General features: G+C 49.2%; 17 protein-coding genes. 15 read left to right on the top strand and 2 right to left on the bottom strand.

Annotation, left to right across the window (positions count from 1 at the left end; genetic code table 11):
• Positions 1-4: 4 nt before the first annotated feature.
• The 3 genes from cysW (at position 5) to ASG16_RS24625 (ending at position 3,954) form a co-directional block, all read left to right on the top strand.
• The gene (cysW, locus tag ASG16_RS31065; RefSeq protein WP_056492987.1) at positions 5-871 is read left to right on the top strand and encodes a sulfate ABC transporter permease subunit CysW; all 867 of its coding nucleotides are present in this window, start codon (positions 5-7) and stop codon (positions 869-871) included.
• Entirely contained in the window at positions 868-1,989 is a 1,122-nt protein-coding gene (locus ASG16_RS24630; protein WP_056492991.1) for a sulfate/molybdate ABC transporter ATP-binding protein, read from the top strand. Before cysW ends, ASG16_RS24630 begins: the two co-directional genes overlap by 4 nt.
• Positions 1,990-2,340: 351 nt before the next feature.
• On the top strand, positions 2,341-3,954 hold the full coding sequence (locus tag ASG16_RS24625) for an ABC-F family ATP-binding cassette domain-containing protein (protein ID WP_047069488.1): 1,614 nt from the start codon (positions 2,341-2,343) through the stop codon (positions 3,952-3,954).
• Positions 3,955-4,013: 59 nt separating this feature from the next.
• Here the strand turns inward: ASG16_RS24625 and ASG16_RS24620 are convergent, their stop codons facing one another.
• Both ASG16_RS24620 and ASG16_RS24615 read right to left on the bottom strand, forming a co-directional pair.
• Entirely contained in the window at positions 4,014-4,199 is a 186-nt protein-coding gene (locus ASG16_RS24620; protein WP_048032716.1) for a hypothetical protein, read from the bottom strand.
• A 43-nt stretch (positions 4,200-4,242) separates the two neighbouring features.
• Entirely contained in the window at positions 4,243-5,889 is a 1,647-nt protein-coding gene (locus tag ASG16_RS24615; RefSeq protein WP_111914517.1) for a PucR family transcriptional regulator, read from the bottom strand.
• Between the two features lie 153 nt (positions 5,890-6,042).
• Between ASG16_RS24615 and ASG16_RS24610 the strand changes: the two genes are divergently transcribed.
• The 12 genes from ASG16_RS24610 (at position 6,043) to ASG16_RS24555 (ending at position 16,947) form a co-directional block, all read left to right on the top strand.
• Positions 6,043-6,240, top strand: coding sequence for a DUF3311 domain-containing protein (locus ASG16_RS24610; protein WP_048035794.1), 198 nt, complete (start codon positions 6,043-6,045; stop codon positions 6,238-6,240).
• Positions 6,237-7,727 (top strand): sodium:solute symporter family protein, encoded by a 1,491-nt coding sequence (locus ASG16_RS24605; RefSeq protein ID WP_056492994.1) that lies wholly within the window; start codon positions 6,237-6,239, stop codon positions 7,725-7,727. Before ASG16_RS24610 ends, ASG16_RS24605 begins: the two co-directional genes overlap by 4 nt.
• A gap of 27 nt (positions 7,728-7,754) precedes the next feature.
• A complete protein-coding gene (locus ASG16_RS24600; protein WP_056492997.1) occupies positions 7,755-9,377 on the top strand; it encodes an amidohydrolase in 1,623 nt (540 codons plus the stop codon).
• Positions 9,374-10,633 carry a M20 family metallo-hydrolase gene (locus ASG16_RS24595; protein ID WP_056493000.1) on the top strand — a complete coding sequence of 420 codons (1,260 nt, stop codon included), beginning with the start codon at positions 9,374-9,376 and terminating at the stop codon, positions 10,631-10,633. The genes ASG16_RS24600 and ASG16_RS24595 overlap by 4 nt, the downstream gene beginning before the upstream one ends.
• A gap of 129 nt (positions 10,634-10,762) precedes the next feature.
• Positions 10,763-11,620 (top strand): carbon-nitrogen hydrolase family protein, encoded by an 858-nt coding sequence (locus ASG16_RS24590; RefSeq protein ID WP_056493002.1) that lies wholly within the window; start codon positions 10,763-10,765, stop codon positions 11,618-11,620.
• A gap of 36 nt (positions 11,621-11,656) precedes the next feature.
• Complete coding sequence (locus ASG16_RS24585; protein ID WP_056493005.1) at positions 11,657-12,328, top strand: GNAT family N-acetyltransferase; 672 nt, start codon at positions 11,657-11,659, stop codon at positions 12,326-12,328.
• A 39-nt stretch (positions 12,329-12,367) separates the two neighbouring features.
• Positions 12,368-13,039, top strand: a complete 672-nt coding sequence (locus tag ASG16_RS24580) for a GNAT family N-acetyltransferase (protein ID WP_048032722.1) — start codon at positions 12,368-12,370, stop codon at positions 13,037-13,039.
• Between the two features lie 120 nt (positions 13,040-13,159).
• Positions 13,160-13,495: a DUF4406 domain-containing protein gene (locus tag ASG16_RS24575; RefSeq protein ID WP_056493009.1), complete on the top strand. Its 336-nt coding sequence runs from the start codon at positions 13,160-13,162 to the stop codon at positions 13,493-13,495.
• 24 nt (positions 13,496-13,519) lie between these two features.
• On the top strand, positions 13,520-13,762 hold the full coding sequence (locus ASG16_RS24570; RefSeq protein ID WP_056493011.1) for a hypothetical protein: 243 nt from the start codon (positions 13,520-13,522) through the stop codon (positions 13,760-13,762).
• Positions 13,759-15,054, top strand: coding sequence for a sigma-54 interaction domain-containing protein (locus ASG16_RS24565; protein ID WP_056493014.1), 1,296 nt, complete (start codon positions 13,759-13,761; stop codon positions 15,052-15,054). Before ASG16_RS24570 ends, ASG16_RS24565 begins: the two co-directional genes overlap by 4 nt.
• Before the next feature lie 166 nt (positions 15,055-15,220).
• The gene (locus ASG16_RS24560; RefSeq protein WP_056493017.1) at positions 15,221-16,090 is read left to right on the top strand and encodes an energy-coupling factor transporter ATPase; all 870 of its coding nucleotides are present in this window, start codon (positions 15,221-15,223) and stop codon (positions 16,088-16,090) included.
• Positions 16,087-16,947: an energy-coupling factor transporter ATPase gene (locus tag ASG16_RS24555; RefSeq protein WP_056493020.1), complete on the top strand. Its 861-nt coding sequence runs from the start codon at positions 16,087-16,089 to the stop codon at positions 16,945-16,947. The genes ASG16_RS24560 and ASG16_RS24555 overlap by 4 nt, the downstream gene beginning before the upstream one ends.

Raw genomic sequence — 16,947 nt, 5'->3', positions numbered from 1 at the left:
ACGGATGAAGCATTTGACGGAGCCAGCCTATATCCGATGGACACTGATTATCGTGGCCATGCTCTTCCTTGGCTTGTTTCTGATCCTGCCGCTAGTCGCTGTTTTTACAGAAGCATTTCGACAAGGGGCGGAGGTGTTCGTGGCGTCCATTACAGAGGAGGAAACGTTATCCGCTGTCAAGCTCACCTTGCTTGTCGCAGCCATTAGCGTACCACTGAATGTAACGTTCGGGATCGCGGCTGCATGGGCAATTGCCAAGTTTTCGTTTCCTGGTAAGAATGTGTTGCTTACGTTGATTGACTTGCCATTTGCCGTGTCGCCAGTCATTGCCGGCCTGATTTTTGTCCTCTTGTTTGGGAGTCAAGGTGTGGCAGCGCCTTTACTTGCGACGTGGGATCTCAAAATTATATTTGCGGTTCCAGGTATCGTGCTCGCGACGACCTTTGTTACCTTTCCGTTCGTCGCTCGTGAACTGATTCCGGTCATGGAAGCGCAGGGAAGAGACGAAGAGGAAGCAGCAGTCTCGCTCGGAGCAAGTGGCTGGAAAACTTTTTTACGCGTCACGCTGCCAAACGTAAAATGGGGACTCCTGTACGGAGTCATTTTGTGTAATGCCCGCGCCATGGGTGAATTCGGGGCAGTATCCGTCGTTTCCGGTCATATCCGAGGCATGACCAATACGCTCCCGTTGCATGTGGAGATTCTCTACAACGAATATCAATTCGCTGCTGCCTTTGCGGTAGCCACCTTGCTTGCTGCCTTAGCCTTGGTGACGCTTATTCTGAAAAGCTTGATCGAGTGGAAAACCGAGCGGCAGGCAAAGCTGGATGAGGAACAACACTACGACGTGACAGGAGAGAGAGCCGGATGAGTATCGAGGTAGTGAACATTACGAAGTCATATAAAAGCTTTACGGCGCTGAAAAATGTGAATCTGCATATCCCGGAAGGCGAACTCGTAGCGCTTCTCGGGCCTTCCGGATCGGGAAAGACGACGCTTTTGCGTCTCATCGCTGGACTGGAGCAACCACAGGAGGGGAGCATTCTCTTTCACGGAGAGGATAATACGAACCGCGACGTGCGCGAGCGGCAGGTTGGATTTGTTTTTCAGCATTACGCCTTATTTCGGCATATGAACATCTTTGACAACATTGCGTTTGGATTGTCCGTTCGCTCCCGCAAAACACGACCGAGCAAGGAAGAAATCAGTGAGAAGGTTCATTCGCTGTTAAAGCTTGTGCAGCTAGAAGGCCTCGCACATCGATATCCCTCACAGCTATCTGGTGGACAGCGCCAGCGTGTTGCATTGGCGAGGGCGTTGGCAGTGGAACCAAAATTTTTGCTGCTGGATGAACCGTTTGGCGCTTTGGATACGAAAGTGAGACAGGAGCTGCGTCGTTGGCTCCGTCATCTACACGGGAAGCTCGGGCTGACGATTTTGTTCGTCACACACGATCAGGAGGAAGCGATGGAATTGGCGGATCAGGTTGTTGTGATGAATGAAGGGCGAGTGGAGCAGGTAGGATCGCCAGAAGAAATTTATCATCATCCGGCGAATCCGTTTGTGTACAGCTTTCTGGGGCGTGTCAATCTGTTTCACGGACGAATCCAAAATGGCAAAATCAAGCTTGGTGAGACAGAGTTCGAGACGGATTGGAAGGATAAAGGGGTGGAGGCTCCCGCTGTCGGATACATGCGTCCACATGATGTAGAGATATCGTTGCGACCGCCAGAGGGGAAGTCTGCCAGATCTGTTCAGGCCGAGATTAACCATATTTCGCTCTTGGGTCCGATCGTTCGCCTTGACCTGAAGCGTTTGGACACGGAGGAGGTGTTTGAGGCAGAGATGAGCAGGCAGCGCTTTATGGAGTTGAACGTAGAAGAGGAGAGCATTGTGTATGTGACATTGCACAATGTATCGATCTATGTGGATTCACAGCCTGTACAGACACATCGCCCTGCCCGCGTTCCGTTGCAGGCCAGTGTTTGATCTGATTTAATGAAAATAAACCGGTCTGCATATGCCGCAGGCCGGTTTTTGATGGAGTCACTAAGCTATTCGCCGCGTTGCTTGGAGCGTGTCTGTTCTTTGCTAATTGTGTTCGATCTACGGGTTTGCGAAGGGTTTTCTTTTTTTCCCATCTCATTTTTGACACCATTTTGCTTGGACATTTCTTAAGCCTCCTTTTCACTGGATTGCCATGGTAGTTTTCCCAGCCAAAGTCCATTTCATGAATCCAGTATTTTTTGCTGTGCGCGAAAACGTTTACCTTTTGCAAAATGAGGTCATCTCTGGTAAGATAAGTGTTTGAACGATTCAAAAAAGGCAGGTATTGCGACGATGATAAGCACTCAGAACGTGACGCTGCGCTACGGCAAGCGCGCACTGTTTGAAGATGTATCCATTAAGTTTACCCCGGGTAACTGTTACGGCCTCATCGGTGCGAACGGTGCAGGGAAGTCTACCTTCGTGAAGATCCTCTCCGGAGAGATCGAGCCGACGAGCGGTCACGTTTCGGTGACACCGGGCGAGCGTATCGCTGTATTAAAGCAGAACCACTTTGAATTCGACGAGTACGAAGTGTTAAAAACGGTAATTATGGGCCACAAGCGCCTGTTCGAGATCATGGAAGAGAAGACCGCTCTTTACATGAAAGAAGATTTCTCTGAGGAAGACGGCAATCGCGCGTCCCAATTGGAGGGAGAATTCGAAGAGCTGAACGGCTGGATGGCCGAAGCAGATGCAGCTAGCTTGCTGATTGGCCTCGGTATCCCGACAGACCTGCACGACAAGCAGATGAAGGACCTCTCTGGTACGGAGAAGGTACGTGTTCTGTTGGCGCAAGCACTGTTCGGTAATCCACACATCCTGCTCTTGGATGAGCCGACGAACCACTTGGACATCGAGTCGATTCGTTGGTTGGAAAACTTCCTGGCAGATTATGAAAACACCGTCATTGTTGTATCCCATGACCGTCACTTCCTGAACAAGGTGTGTACGCACATTGCGGATATTGACTTTGGCAAAATCCAAATGTACGTGGGTAACTACGACTTCTGGTACGAATCCAGCCAACTGGCGCTGAAAATGGTTCGTGATCAGAATAAGAAGAAAGAAGAAAAAATGAAGGAACTGCAAGAGTTTATTGCGCGTTTCTCTGCGAATGCATCCAAGTCCAAGCAGGCGACTTCGCGTAAAAAGCTGTTGGAGAAAATTACTTTGGAAGACATTCGTCCTTCCAGCCGTAAGTATCCGTTCATTAACTTCAAGCCAGAGCGTGAAGCGGGTAAAAACCTCGTAGCCATCGAAGGCTTGAGCAAGACGATTGAAGGCGAGAAACTGTTTGAAAACCTTCACCTCACCATCAACAAAGGGGACAAAGTTGCGTTTGTCGGACCAAATGAGCTGGCGAAAACAACCTTCTTCCAAATTTTGATGGGGGAAGTTCAGCCTGATAGCGGTTCTTTCGAATGGGGCGTTACGACTTCCCAAGCGTACTTCCCAAAAGACAATGCGGAGTACTTTAACTCCGATTTGAGCCTGGTTGACTGGCTACGCCAATACTCCAAAGATCAAGACGAGACATTCATTCGTGGATTCCTCGGTCGCATGCTGTTCTCTGGAGATGAAGCGCTGAAAAAGGCAAACGTATTGTCCGGGGGAGAAAAAGTTCGTTGCATGCTGTCCAAGATGATGCTGGCGAGTGCCAACGTATTGATTATGGACGAACCGACGAACCACTTGGATTTGGAATCCATTACTGCATTGAACAACGGCTTGATTGAGTTCGACGGTACACTTCTGTTCGTATCTCATGACCACCAGTTCGTTCAAACCATTGCGAACCGGATTATTGAGTTCACGCCGAAGGGTGTCATTGATAAAATGATGACGTATGACGAATACCTGGAGAGCGATGAAATCAAACGCCTGCGTGACGAGCATTACGCGTAAGTTGCTACGCACATAGAAAAAGCCCTTGACTTCACACAGTTGAAGTCAGGGGCTTTTTCTCATGTTACGGGGTCTTCCACGAACTCGATTTTGTTAAGGAACGCTTCCTTGCTTGAGAAAATAACGCGTTCCTTTCGCGGGGAAGTAAAGAACACCACGATATACTGGTCATCTATGTATTCTACCGTGCCTCGTTTCTTTGGTCTTTGTATCGTCTTCACGGGTTTATTCAACCATTCGTTCATCTGTTGTTCCTCCTACCTGGCTTTCCCATTCATTATACCAAGATTAATGACGATGCCCAATGACATGTGCAGTTATGGCGATACGCAGTAGCATTTGATCGTGCCCGTTTTCCGCATTCAATCCGGTCCACTCTCGGATGAGCTGGATGCGGTATTTGATTGTATTTTTATGGACATACAAACGACGCGCGGCTTCCGCGTAATTACCATCCGCTTGCAAAAACACTTGCAAGGTTTGTAAGAGCTGTCCGTTCTTGTCTCGATCATAGCTTTGGATTTTGCCCAGACATTCTTCTGCAAACGCTTGGGCTTCTGTCGCAGGATCGTCTGCGTACATGATTCGCTCGAGTCCCAAGTCGTGGTAGCTTTTGATGACGCTAAGAGAAGAGATGGTGGTTCTGTTTGCAGAATGTAGAGCGGTTTGCAAGCTGATCAGTGCTTCCCGATAACTACGAACAATGCCTTCCCGTTTCGGATGATATCGCCCAATTCCTGCAAAGACGGGCTGATCCAGTTGCTTGGTGGCCGTCTTCAAGCACTGTTCTTGCAGCCATTGCGAGAGTGATTCAGTGGGGGTATGAATAGACATCGGTACGAGCAAGAGGACACGATTTTCCTGATCCAATCCATACAGAATCGCTCCATTGGAAGAAAAAAAGCTGTGCAACGCGTTCAAAAGATGATGGTTTTCTTGCCAACGTTCCATGCTGGTTTTGTCATGGGGGGAGGTGCTTAGGAGCATCGCGATATAGTGATCGGACAACTCCCAGCCGACTTCATCCGCCTTTCGCATGAGCATTTCGTGTGAGACGATCTGGCCACTGACAAGTTGTTGCAAAAAATCATTGCGAAAACGCTGGAATGTTTCCTGGATGGCTCGTTGTCGCTGCATTTCAAGTGCCAAGAGGGCAGCACTTTGCTCGATGGCGACTTTTTCCCACGCGTATAGATCACGCTCCTTCTGTCCAATGATGATGGCTCCCTGCACGATTTGGTCATGGAGAAGCCACCGGACATGGATGCCTTCTTTTTGTTTGCTAAGCGGCTCTTGTGTTAGTCGAATTGGGGCGCGTTGACCATACAGCTTGTCCAATGAATGATCAAGCGGGAGCGTAGTAAGAGAAGAATCCCATTTCCATTTATGTTGGGGGACACGGATGGAGACAGGAGCATCAAGGATATCGGACAGTAAATCTGTCAATGTAGAAATCGGAGCTCCTCCCGTCAAATAGTGATGAAACCGTTCATAAATGGCATGGGTTCTGTCCAACTCGATGCGCTGTTTGTCATTGATGTACTGAACGACTGGCACGATGACATCTGACCAAGCTTTATCCATCGGAAAGGAGAGGATGGGAAATGCCTTTTTTGTAGCATGGGAGAGAACGGCTTCAGGAAGGTTCTCGATGTATCGACCTAATTTGATGGCAAGCCCGGGGGTGCCGATGGCGACTAGCTCATCGATGAGCGTAATTAGCCGTTTCGTACATGTTTTTTGCTGAGAGAGAAATGGAAAGCCTGTCGTCAGAACGAATTCACCAGCTCGCAACCATCTGTGGCCATCGGGAGAATCAAAGGAAGTAACATTCACCAGCTCATTTTCTAAAGAGTCCGCACCTGCAAGCACTGACGATTCAGCAAAGCCACCAACTTGTATGAGCTCTCGGACAGTAATCATAACGCTCACCATGCCTTCATCATCTTTTAGCTACTCGCACAAAACCCCGTTCCGTTTTCTAGCCATGCGAACAAAGGAAAAATTTGAATTTTTCGATAATACTAATGTACATGTCCAGGATGTGTACAGGCAATGGGACAAATCGAGCAAACTGGGGGGAGTCGTATGAAAGCGAGAGATTGGCTAGGGGTACTGCCGTTCATTGGGATGCTGGGAGGAATTCCGTTTGTGAATCGGGTTGAACCTTACGTAGTAGGCATGCCGTTTGTCCTATTTTGGATCGTTCTCTGGGTTGTCTTAACTTCCGTCATCATGGCATTCCTCAACAAAATCGACCCTGCTACGAAGGAGGACGGCCAATGAATATCGCCTTGATCATTATTTTTGCCTTTTTATTGCTGTCCTTCTATTCCGGTATTCGTGCGCAACAAGGGAAAGACATGAATATGGAACAATGGACAGTTGGTGGCAGAGGATTCGGTTCGATCTTTATTTTCTTGCTGGTAGCAGGCGAGATTTATACAACATTCACCTTTTTGGGAGGCAGTGGTTGGGCGTACTCCAAAGGGGCACCTTCTTATTACGTTCTCTCTTACATTTCCCTCGCCTATGTCATTTCCTACTGGCTCTTGCCGCCAATTTGGCGGTATGCCAAAGAGCACAGGCTCGTCTCCCAATCCGATTTTTTTGTAAGCAAATACAAGAGTCCGATACTCGGAATTTTGGTTGCAGCGGTCGGAGTCATTGCGATTATTCCGTATCTCGTCCTCCAATTCAAAGGCCTGGGGATCATCGTATCGGAAGCATCCTATGGCTCGATTTCGCCTGCTGCTGCGATATGGATCGGAGTCATTGTTGTGACCATTTACGTCATGATCTCAGGGATTCACGGTTCGGCTTGGACGGCTGCGATCAAGGACATCATGATTTTCTTTGTCGTCGTTTTCCTCGGGCTTTATCTTCCGTTTCATTACTATGGGGGCATCCAGCCAATGTTTGAAGCGGTACAAGCCTCCAATCCGGGTTTCTTGACGTTCCCAGAGGAAGGATTAAGCATTTCCTGGTACATTTCAACGGTGCTTGTCACGGTGTTCGGATTTTACATGTGGCCGCATACGTTCGGCTCTGTATTTTCCGCGAAAAATGCAAATGTGTTCCGCAAAAATACGATCATGCTGCCGCTCTATACCTTGATGCTTTTGTTTGTTTTCTTTGTCGGCTTTACGGCGATCCTGCAAGTGCCCGGTTTAAAAGGGGCGGACGGTGATTTGTCCTTGCTTCGTCTGTCGTTGCAAACATTCGATCCGTGGGTGGTTGGCATCATTGGAGCAGCAGGCTTGCTCACGGCGCTCGTACCAGGCTCGATGCTTTTAATGACAGGGGCGACGCTCTTGGCGAAAAATGTGTACAAAGTTATGGCTCCGCACACATCTGACGTACAAATCGCCCGGATTGCCAAATGGTTGGTGCCTGTCATCTCGTTGATCTCGCTGTATTTTGCACTGAGTGGGGGAGATACGCTCGTAACGCTGTTGTTAATGGGCTACAGCTTGGTCACACAGTTATTTCCGGCATTGCTTTTCAGCCTCCCTGCAAAGCCGTGGGTGAATAAATACGGTGCATTTGCCGGGATTTTATGTGGGGTGTCAACCGTTGCGTATGTGACTATTTTCCAAGTGACGATTGCGACCATGTTCCCGAATTGGCCAGGCGCTGTCAAAGACTTGAACATTGGTGTCGTGGCATTGCTAGTCAATCTCGTCGTGATGTTTACTGTGACGTTTGTGACGAGGAATCTTTTTGCACTGAACCGTCATACGGCTAACACAGAAGGGACACCAACTCTTTAATCCTAATTTCTTAAAGGAGGCAGTTACATGGCAGATACTATTTTTCTCAATGGACAGGTGGTCACGGTAGATCAAGAGAATCGGGTGGCAGAGGCAGTAGCAGTCAGGGGGAATCGCATCCTTGCTGTCGGGTCTGGTGAAGATGTGAAACCGTTGATTCATTCACATACAAACGTCATTGATTTGCAAGGGAAGAGTCTATTGCCCGGCTTCATCGATGCCCATCTGCATATTACGATTTACGGTACGAACAAGCTGGGAGTCGATTGCAAAGCGAGAAGGATCACGTCAATTGATGAACTGCTCACTGCGCTGAAAGAACAAGCGGAAAAAACACCAGCAGGGGAATGGGTGAGGGCATGCGGGTTCGATGAAAATCTCATGGTCGAGCAACGCTATCCGACACTTGCCGAGCTGGATGAAGTGACGACAGCGCATCCTGTTTTTGTCATGAGGACGTGTGCTCATCATTCTGTCGTAAACAGCAGAGCGCTTGCCATTGCGGGCTATGACCGAAACACAGCCGATCCCCAAGGTGGACGTATTGATCGTAATGAAGATGGTGAGCTAACGGGATTTCTCATCGAAACGGCACATATGAACATGTTTGAAAAAGCTGCTTTTACAGAAGCAGAGTACATCCAAGGCCTGCGATTGGCTTCGAAAGACTTTGTTGCTGCGGGCATTACGAGTGTCCACGATGCGGGAGGATACGGGCCAGAGAACTATCGGGCGATGCAAAAAGCGGTACAGAAAGGTGACGTGAAAGTTCGCATCTACGCAATGGTTTGTGCGCTGAATCAATCCGACGATTTTGTCCGAAAGATGATCGATGCCGGGATGGTAACGGGTACGGGGAATGCTCGTTTCCGAATCGGACCCGCGAAGGTTTTTACCGATGGGGCAAGCATTGCGCCCACGATGGCCATGCGTGAGGCGTTCACCAGCCGACCCGATGATTACGGAATTCTCTACTATGAACAGGACGAGTTGAATACCATTTTGGGAGAGGCACATGCAAGAGGTTTTCAAATTACCGCTCATGCCCAGGGGGATCGAGCGATTGACATGCTGCTCACATGCTTTGAAACGGCATTAGAAGCACATCCGCGCACGAATCATCGACATCGAATTGAACATGCGGGTGTATCTGCGCCAGATCTGCTGGCGAGAATGGCTCGGCTAGGTGTCGTACCCATCCCGAATCCTGCTTTTATCTACGATTACGGCGATTCGTATGTGAACAACATCGGAGAGCGTGTCGGGCATATGTTTCCGGCGAGAGATCAGTTCGACGCGGGAATCATTACGGCAGGAGCATCGGATAGTCCCGTGACTGATTTCAACCCACTGATCGGGATTCATGCTGCTGTTAATCGGTTGAGTAAAACAGGCCAGGATGTGGGGAGGAATCAAAGGGTCAGCATCATGGAGGCGATTCGCATGTTTACTTGGAACGGAGCGTACGCCAGTTTTGAGGAGGGGATCAAAGGGAGTATTGAGGTCGGGAAGCTGGCTGATCTCGTTGTGCTGGACGGCGATATTTTGGCAACGCGCGCAGATCGCATCAAAGAGCTGCGCGTAGACAAAACGATGATAGATGGGGAGTTCGTCTATCAACGCCAAGATGAGGAGGTTCTACAAGCATGAACGTAAAAGCGAGAAAGCTTGCGATCAATGAAGAACGACTGCAAAAAAGAATCGAGCAATTGGCGCAAATCGGGAAAATAGGCGAAACGGGTGTATGTCGACTCGCTTTGTCCACTGAAGACCGGGCAGGCGTAGAGCTGGTGCGTAGCTGGATGGAAGAAGCTGGTCTTCAGACCCGGATCGATGACTTCGGTAATTTGATTGGTCGTATGACGGGGAAGGATGAGCAAGCTCCGATCTTGATGATTGGCTCGCATATTGATTCGCAGCCGTACGGCGGTCAGTATGATGGTGTGATCGGGGTATTGGGTGGACTAGAAGTCGTTCAGACGATGCATGAACAAGGGCTTATGCCAGTACAGTCGATTGAAGTCGTTGCGTTTTGTGACGAAGAAGGATGCCGGTTTCAAAAAGGACTGTTTGGTTCCAAAGGCATTCTCGGGATGCTGGACCCAACGGACTTGGAGAGGACGGATAAAAACGGGATCACACGCAGGCAGGCACTGATTGATTTTGGGTGCGACCCTGATTGCCTGGAAGCGTCTATTTATCCAAAAGGTAGCATCGGTGCTTATCTGGAGCTGCATATTGAACAGGGGCCGATTCTCGACGATGCAAAAGAAGCGATTGGAATCGTGTCGGCGATATCGGGGCCTTTGTGGTGGACGGTCGAGCTGGCTGGCTTTGCCGGGCACGCTGGTTCTGTACCGATGCCGATGAGAAAGGATGCACTAGTCGGAGCGGCAAAAGTAATTTTGGCAGTAAACGAGCTGGCAAGGCTCGATCCACAAGCGCCAACAGTCGGTACAGTCGGTCACTTGGAGGTTTTCCCGGATTCGCGCAACATCATTCCCGAGCGGGTGCGTTTTTCGATTGATTTGCGGGATATCGATTTGAAGCGTCGCGATGAGCGAGAACAAGCGTTGCGCGAGGCGATTGAGCTAGCCGCCCTAGAAGGTGGATTGAAATATACCATTACGGAAGATACGAATAGTGACCCGCGTTACTGTGCCGACTGGATAAAGGCAATTATGCATGAGGAGAGCAACAAGCTCGGTGCCTCTGTGCGCGAGCTGATGAGTGGTCCTTTCCACGACGCATTGGCACTCTCCTACGTTTGTGATTACGGGATGATTTTTGTCCGCTGCAAGGACGGTATCAGTCATAATCCGCAAGAATACGCAGCCTATGAAGATGTGGCACTGGGAACAGAGCTGCTCTACAAAACCGTATTGCGGATGAGTATCAATCAATAAGAGAGAGAGTCGCCCGTCTAAGCGGATAGGCGACTTTTTTCATACAGCTTAATGACGAGACTTTACAGACTGTTTTTGATATATTTTAGTCTGAGAGGTTCTTATCACGTTTGAGGAAGGAAGAATGGCATGAAAATGCGTGTTTCCGCTGTGCAGTACCATCTGCATACCATACATAGCTTTGAAGACTTCGCCAATCAAGTTGAGCACTACGTGAAAAACGCACAAGAGTACGACACAGAATTCCTCCTTTTCCCGGAGCTGTTTACGACTCAACTCATGTCGATCGGAGACGAGCAGGGCAATGCTTTGCCGATAACGGCATTGCCGTCATTCACGGACCGATATGTCGAGCTGTTTCGTTCCCTCGCTGGCAAATATGAGATGTACCTGATTGGTGGAACGCACATCATCGAGGAAAACGGCAAGCTTTACAATACGGCTTTTCTGTTTTATCCGGATGGACGTGTAGGGCAGCAGAAAAAAATCCATATCACCCCATGGGAAGTTAAAGGCTGGAACATGGGGGCTGGAGACTCGTTGCAAATCTTTGAGACCGACAAAGGGAAGGTCGCGATGATTATTTGCTACGACATCGAGTTCCCTGAGTGGGTGCGCATCGCCAAAGCACGGGGTGCAGACGTCATTTTCTGCCCATCCTGCACGGATGATCGTCACGCATTCCACCGCGTACGTTATACCAGTCATGCCCGGACAATTGAAAACCAAGTGTATGTCGTACTGACTGGTACGGTAGGCTCGCTGCCGACAGTTGATTTCATGCGGGCGAACTTTGGACAAGCGGCGATCTTGACGCCAAACGATGTTCCGTTCCCTCCGCGAGGAATTCTTGCTGAAGGGGAGATCAACCACGACATGATGGTAACCGCTGACCTGGATATCCAATTACTATACGACGTACGGGAAAAAGGCTCTGTCACAACGTGGCGCGATCGCCGCATCGATTTGTATACAGACTGGAAGTAAGCCATCCATCGTGATCTGGACAGCAGGAGGATGAATATGTACAGAAAAGAGCTGTATGTATTTGAAGGGAACAAGCCACGTAAAGCCGTTATTCGCAACTATAATCGCGCAGACTTCTTCGAATTGATCCAAATACAGGCGGAGAGCTTTCCCCCGCCGTTCCCATCTGAGCTATGGTGGAACCAGGAGCAGTTGACGAACCATATTACCCTGTTCCCGGAAGGTGCCATTTGTGTAGAAGTGGACGGTGTTTTGGCAGGTTCGATGACAGGGCTGCTCGTGAAGTTTGATCCAGCTCACCCCGAACATAAGTGGGAAGATGTCACGGATAGCGGTTATATCCGTAATCATGATCCTGAGGGGGACACGCTGTACATCGTAGACATTTGTATTCGTCCGAGCTTCCGCAAGCTAGGATTGGGACAACAGATGATGCAAGCGATGTATGAGCTGGTGGTACAAAAAGGACTGCGCAGATTGCTCGGCGGAGGTCGCATGCCAGGATATGGACGTTATGCAGACCAATGGACACCTGAGCAGTATTTGGAGTCTGTTCTGATAGGAGAAGTAAGAGACCCGGTGATTACATTTCTCATGCGCTGCGGTCGTACACCTGTTCAGGTCGTGGCGAATTATTTGGAAGATGAGGAATCTCGCAACTACGCGACACTCATGGAATGGAAAAATCCATTTCAGCAGCATCTCTAGGGTTTATCCGACATAATCGATCGAGAGGGGATTTGACTGATGGAATTCGTACGTATTCAACATATCGACAATCCGCTGTTTGCGAAAATGCACCGTTTGATGCAAGAGGTTTTCCCACCTGAGGAAGTATTGGAGTACGATCTGTGGAAAGAACCGCTGGAAGATCCGGGCATTCGCGTATTTGTAGCTGTACACGAAGGAGAAGTTGTGGGGGCTACCGAATACCGTTATTACACGGACATGAACGTAGCCATGACAGACTTCACGATTATCGGCCGAGAAGGACTCGGAGTGGGACGATTCCTCGCCAGAGAGCGTCAAAAGGACCTACTCGCTTTGGCTGCTGAAAACGGCAAGGAGCTGTACGGAATGTTTGCAGAAATTTACGACCCGTACCGTGTGGAAGAACACAACTTTGGCGGAATCAAGCCGATGGACCCATTTGTACGTCGGGAAGTGCTCTCTCATCTGGGATACAAGCGTACGAACTTTGCGTATGTGCATCCGTCCTGGCAAAATGACGGCGAAGCGGTATCCGGACTCGATCTGGGCTTCATGCCGACAAACGAAGAGCAAACGACCCTCGAAGCGGATCTGATCGTCACCTTCTTGAAGCGTTATTACGCCGTGCTTCCACAAAAGCCACAAGCATGGCTCGACATGGTGAAAGACTTGGAGAGCAAAGAAACGGTGGAGCTACTCCCGATCTAATCGCAAGACAACAAGAACCAACTCTCCTGTGGAGCATTGTTCACGACTCCATGGGAGTTTTTCGTAGTAGTCTAGTCAGATTATTACGAAAAATACAAGCTAGATGAAGAGGGAATTAAAATGAAAATCATCACCCTATGCGGGTCTACCAAATTCAAAAAGGAATTTGAGCAGGCGAATACGTATCTGACTCTCCAAGGAAACATCGTGATGAGCGTAGCCTTTTTCGAGCAGAGTGAGGGTTTTGTGATATCACAGAAGCAAGCAGATCTACTCACAGACATTCACTTTCGAAAAATCGATTTGTCCGACGAGATTTTTGTCATCGATGTAGAGGGTTATATTGGAAGCAGCACAAGCAAAGAAATTGCGTATGCAAAAGAACAAGGGAAGCCCGTTCATTATTACTCCAAGAGTGGGATCAACGATAACGTGATTGCCGCATTCTTTCTCTAACCAGAAAAAACAGAGGTGAAACAGGTGAAAGCTCAAAATCTAGCGTCGATCTTCCTCTACATAGCCGTCATCTTTCACTTGCTGGGCATGAGTGGCTGGACTTCTGCAAAGCTAGCACAACCAATCGAGCTCGCCATCCTCGGGCTGATGCTCCTGTCCATTTTCATTTTACGGAAAAAGAAACGAAAAAAGCGTCGGGCAAGAAGACGAGCACCGGAAGTAGCAGTCATGCTTGAGCATGCCGAGGAAGGAGAGCCGGGCAAATGATCCATGACATCCACATGCAGGCGATTCTGGATGCTTCTCATGACGGGATCATTGCGGTCGATCGGGATTCCATTATTATCGGGGTCAATAAAAATGCGATGGAAATACTCGGCCTGCCAGGCAATATCGTTGGACAAAAAATTACCCGTTATATCCCCAATTCAGATATGTTGAGAATTTTGGCAACAGGGAAAAAAGAGATTGGGGACATCGCGACGATCCTGAATCGGCAAATTATCATCAACCGTTTGCCGATTGTCGTAGAGGGTGAAATCGTAGGTGCTGTGTCCACTTTTAAAGAGATCACCGACATTCAAAAAATGGAGATGCGCATTCGCAAGCAGAGCATGGAGAGCGGCTTGGAAGCCAAATTCCGCCTGGAGGATATCGTTGGAGATTCTTCTGCAATCCGCGAAGCGAAGGAATGGGCGGAAACTTTCGCACGGACAGATGCAACGGTTCTCATACAGGGGGAGTCCGGGACTGGCAAGGAGCTGTTTGCCCAAGGGATTCATTTGAGCAGCCAGCGTGCAACCGGGCCGTTCATTCCGGTTAACTGTGCGGCTCTCCCCGGCAACTTATTGGAGAGCGAATTGTTTGGATACGAGGAAGGAGCATTTACTGGCGCGCGCAAAGGCGGAAAGCCTGGGCTGTTTGAATTGGCGCACGGAGGGACTCTGTTTCTCGATGAAATCGGAGAGATGTCGATCCCGATCCAGGCGTTGCTCTTGCGTATCTTGCAGGAGAAAAAAGTGCGCAGAATCAGCGGGGAGCGTATCGTCCCTGTCGATGTGAGAATCATCGCGGCAACGAATCGGGATTTGGAACGACTGGTAGAGGAAAAGCAGTTTCGCTCAGACCTGTACTTCCGATTGAATGTGTTGACGCTTGAGCTGCCTGCTTTGCGAGAACGAATTGAAGATATTCCGCTATTGGTGGCATCGATCATGGGAGAAATCAAGGAACGGGAAAATAAAAGGCATCTGAAAGTAGAGGAGGCCGTTTTCCACGTTCTCAAACAATATGACTGGCCAGGCAATGTACGAGAACTGCGCAACGTGGTAGAAAGAATGGTCTTGCTCTGTAAGAATGACGTGCTTGGCAAGGAGGACACGGCTTTTTTTGCCAAGAAGCTGTATCAGCGACAATCTTACCGTGATCAAGAAGAGAGAGAAGCAGAAGTCATCCGAAAGGTTTTGGCGGAAACGAAGGGAAACAAGGGAGAGGCGGCGAAAATTTTGGGAATGGATCGGTCCACCCTGTGGAGAAAAATGAAGCGCTACGAAAGATAGTAGAAATTGATGCAAGTGCAACATCAGCGATGCATGTTTGCAACAGAGTTACTCAGTTACTTGTTTAATTTACAGAAAATTTCAAACATATTCATTTGGCATGGTAGTTGCTTATTTATGGAGGACACAGCACATACGACTTTTTACGAAGAGGCGAGGGGAGAGCATGACACCACAACCGATTATTCGTGTAGAAAATGTCTCGTTTGCCTATCAGGTTAACCAAGATCAACAAATTCCTGTTCTGCAAAATGTCTCCCTAGAAGTGTTTCCAGGAGAGTATGTTGCCATCATCGGTCATAATGGGTCCGGTAAGTCAACGTTGTCTAAGCATCTCAATGGAATTTTGACTCCAAACGATGGCGATGTGATTGTTAACGGAATCAACACGCGTGAAAAACAGCGAATTCATGAAGTGAGGAGCCGTGTCGGGATGGTTTTTCAGCATCCGGACAATCAGATTGTCGCGACGATTGTAGAGGACGATGTGGCCTTCGGATTGGAGAACATCGGGACATCTGCGGAAGAGATGAAAACACGCGTGGATTTTGCCCTAGAGGCAGTAGGGATGAGTGCCTTTCGTCATCGACCGCCTCATCATTTGTCTGGCGGACAAAAGCAACGGATCGCCATTGCGGGGATATTGGCGATGAAGCCACAATGCCTCGTCATGGATGAAGCGACGAGTATGCTGGACAGCTACGGTAGACAGGATATACTGGCAGTCGTTCGCAAGCTGCATCGCGAAGGAATGACGATCGTCACCGTGACTCATCACATGTCAGAGGTAGCAGAAGCAGACCGCGTCATCGTGATGGAGGGCGGCAAGATCGTGTTGGAGGGTACTCCGCGTGAAGTGTTTTCCCATCAGGAAAGACTACGTGAGCTTCATCTGGATGTTCCGGACGCGAGCCGAATTGCTCATCTCGTTCACTCCGAAAATAGCGAATTTTCACCTGATCTCATCCACAATGAGGAAGTTGTCGCGGAGGTTAATCGTCTATACGTCAGGCAAGCGGAGGCGAGTGGTTCATGACGCAACCAATCGTAAACGTAGAAAATCTATCTCATGTCTACATGCAGGGAACACCCCTCGAACAGCGGGCTCTCGACCAGGTAAGCATACAGGTGGCAGAGGGCGAATGCTTGGCGATTATCGGTCATACCGGATCGGGGAAATCGACGTTAATCCAGCATTTTAACGGACTGATTCGCCCGCAATCCGGTACGGTCATCATCAATGGAATGGACGTATCTTCACCCAAGATCGATATTCGTACGTTACGCAGACAAGTGGGGCTCGTTTTTCAAAACCCGGAGGATCAACTGTTCGAAAAACTGGTCGGTGATGATGTAGCCTACGGCCCTTTTCGGATGGGGCTGCCTTTAGAGGAAGTGCGGCGACGCGTTCAGTGGGCGATGGACTTGGTCGGCCTCTCGTTTCAGGAGATGAAAGACCGTCCCACTTTTGCCTTGAGTGGCGGACAGAAACGCAAGGTGGCATTGGCTGGCGTCCTTTCCTTGCAGCCCAAGGTTCTCGTGCTCGACGAGCCAACAGCAGGGCTGGACCCACGCTCTCGTCTTGAGCTATTGGAACGCATCCGCCGTCTCAATCGGGAAGAAAAGCTAACAGTTATTTTCGTCTCACACAATATGGAAGAGGTCGCCAAGCTTGCCGATCGTGTCTACGTCATGGCAAACGGCAAATCAGTCTGCGAAGGGACACCGCGACAAATTTTTGGCAATCAGGAATTGCTGCGGCAGCATCATATCGGCACACCGGAATCGGTTGATATTTTATACAGACTCCGTGAACAGGGCTACAGCATCGATCCTAGCGCTTTTTTACCCGAAGAGACAGCGATGGAAATTTTGAAACTGTTGAACCGCTAA

The organism is Brevibacillus sp. Leaf182, from assembly GCF_001423865.2.
In the GTDB taxonomy this organism is placed as follows: Bacteria; Bacillota; Bacilli; order Brevibacillales; family Brevibacillaceae; genus Brevibacillus; species Brevibacillus brevis_C.
The sequence above is the reverse complement of the archived record's forward strand: the minus strand, read 5'-3'. Positions and strand labels throughout refer to the sequence as shown.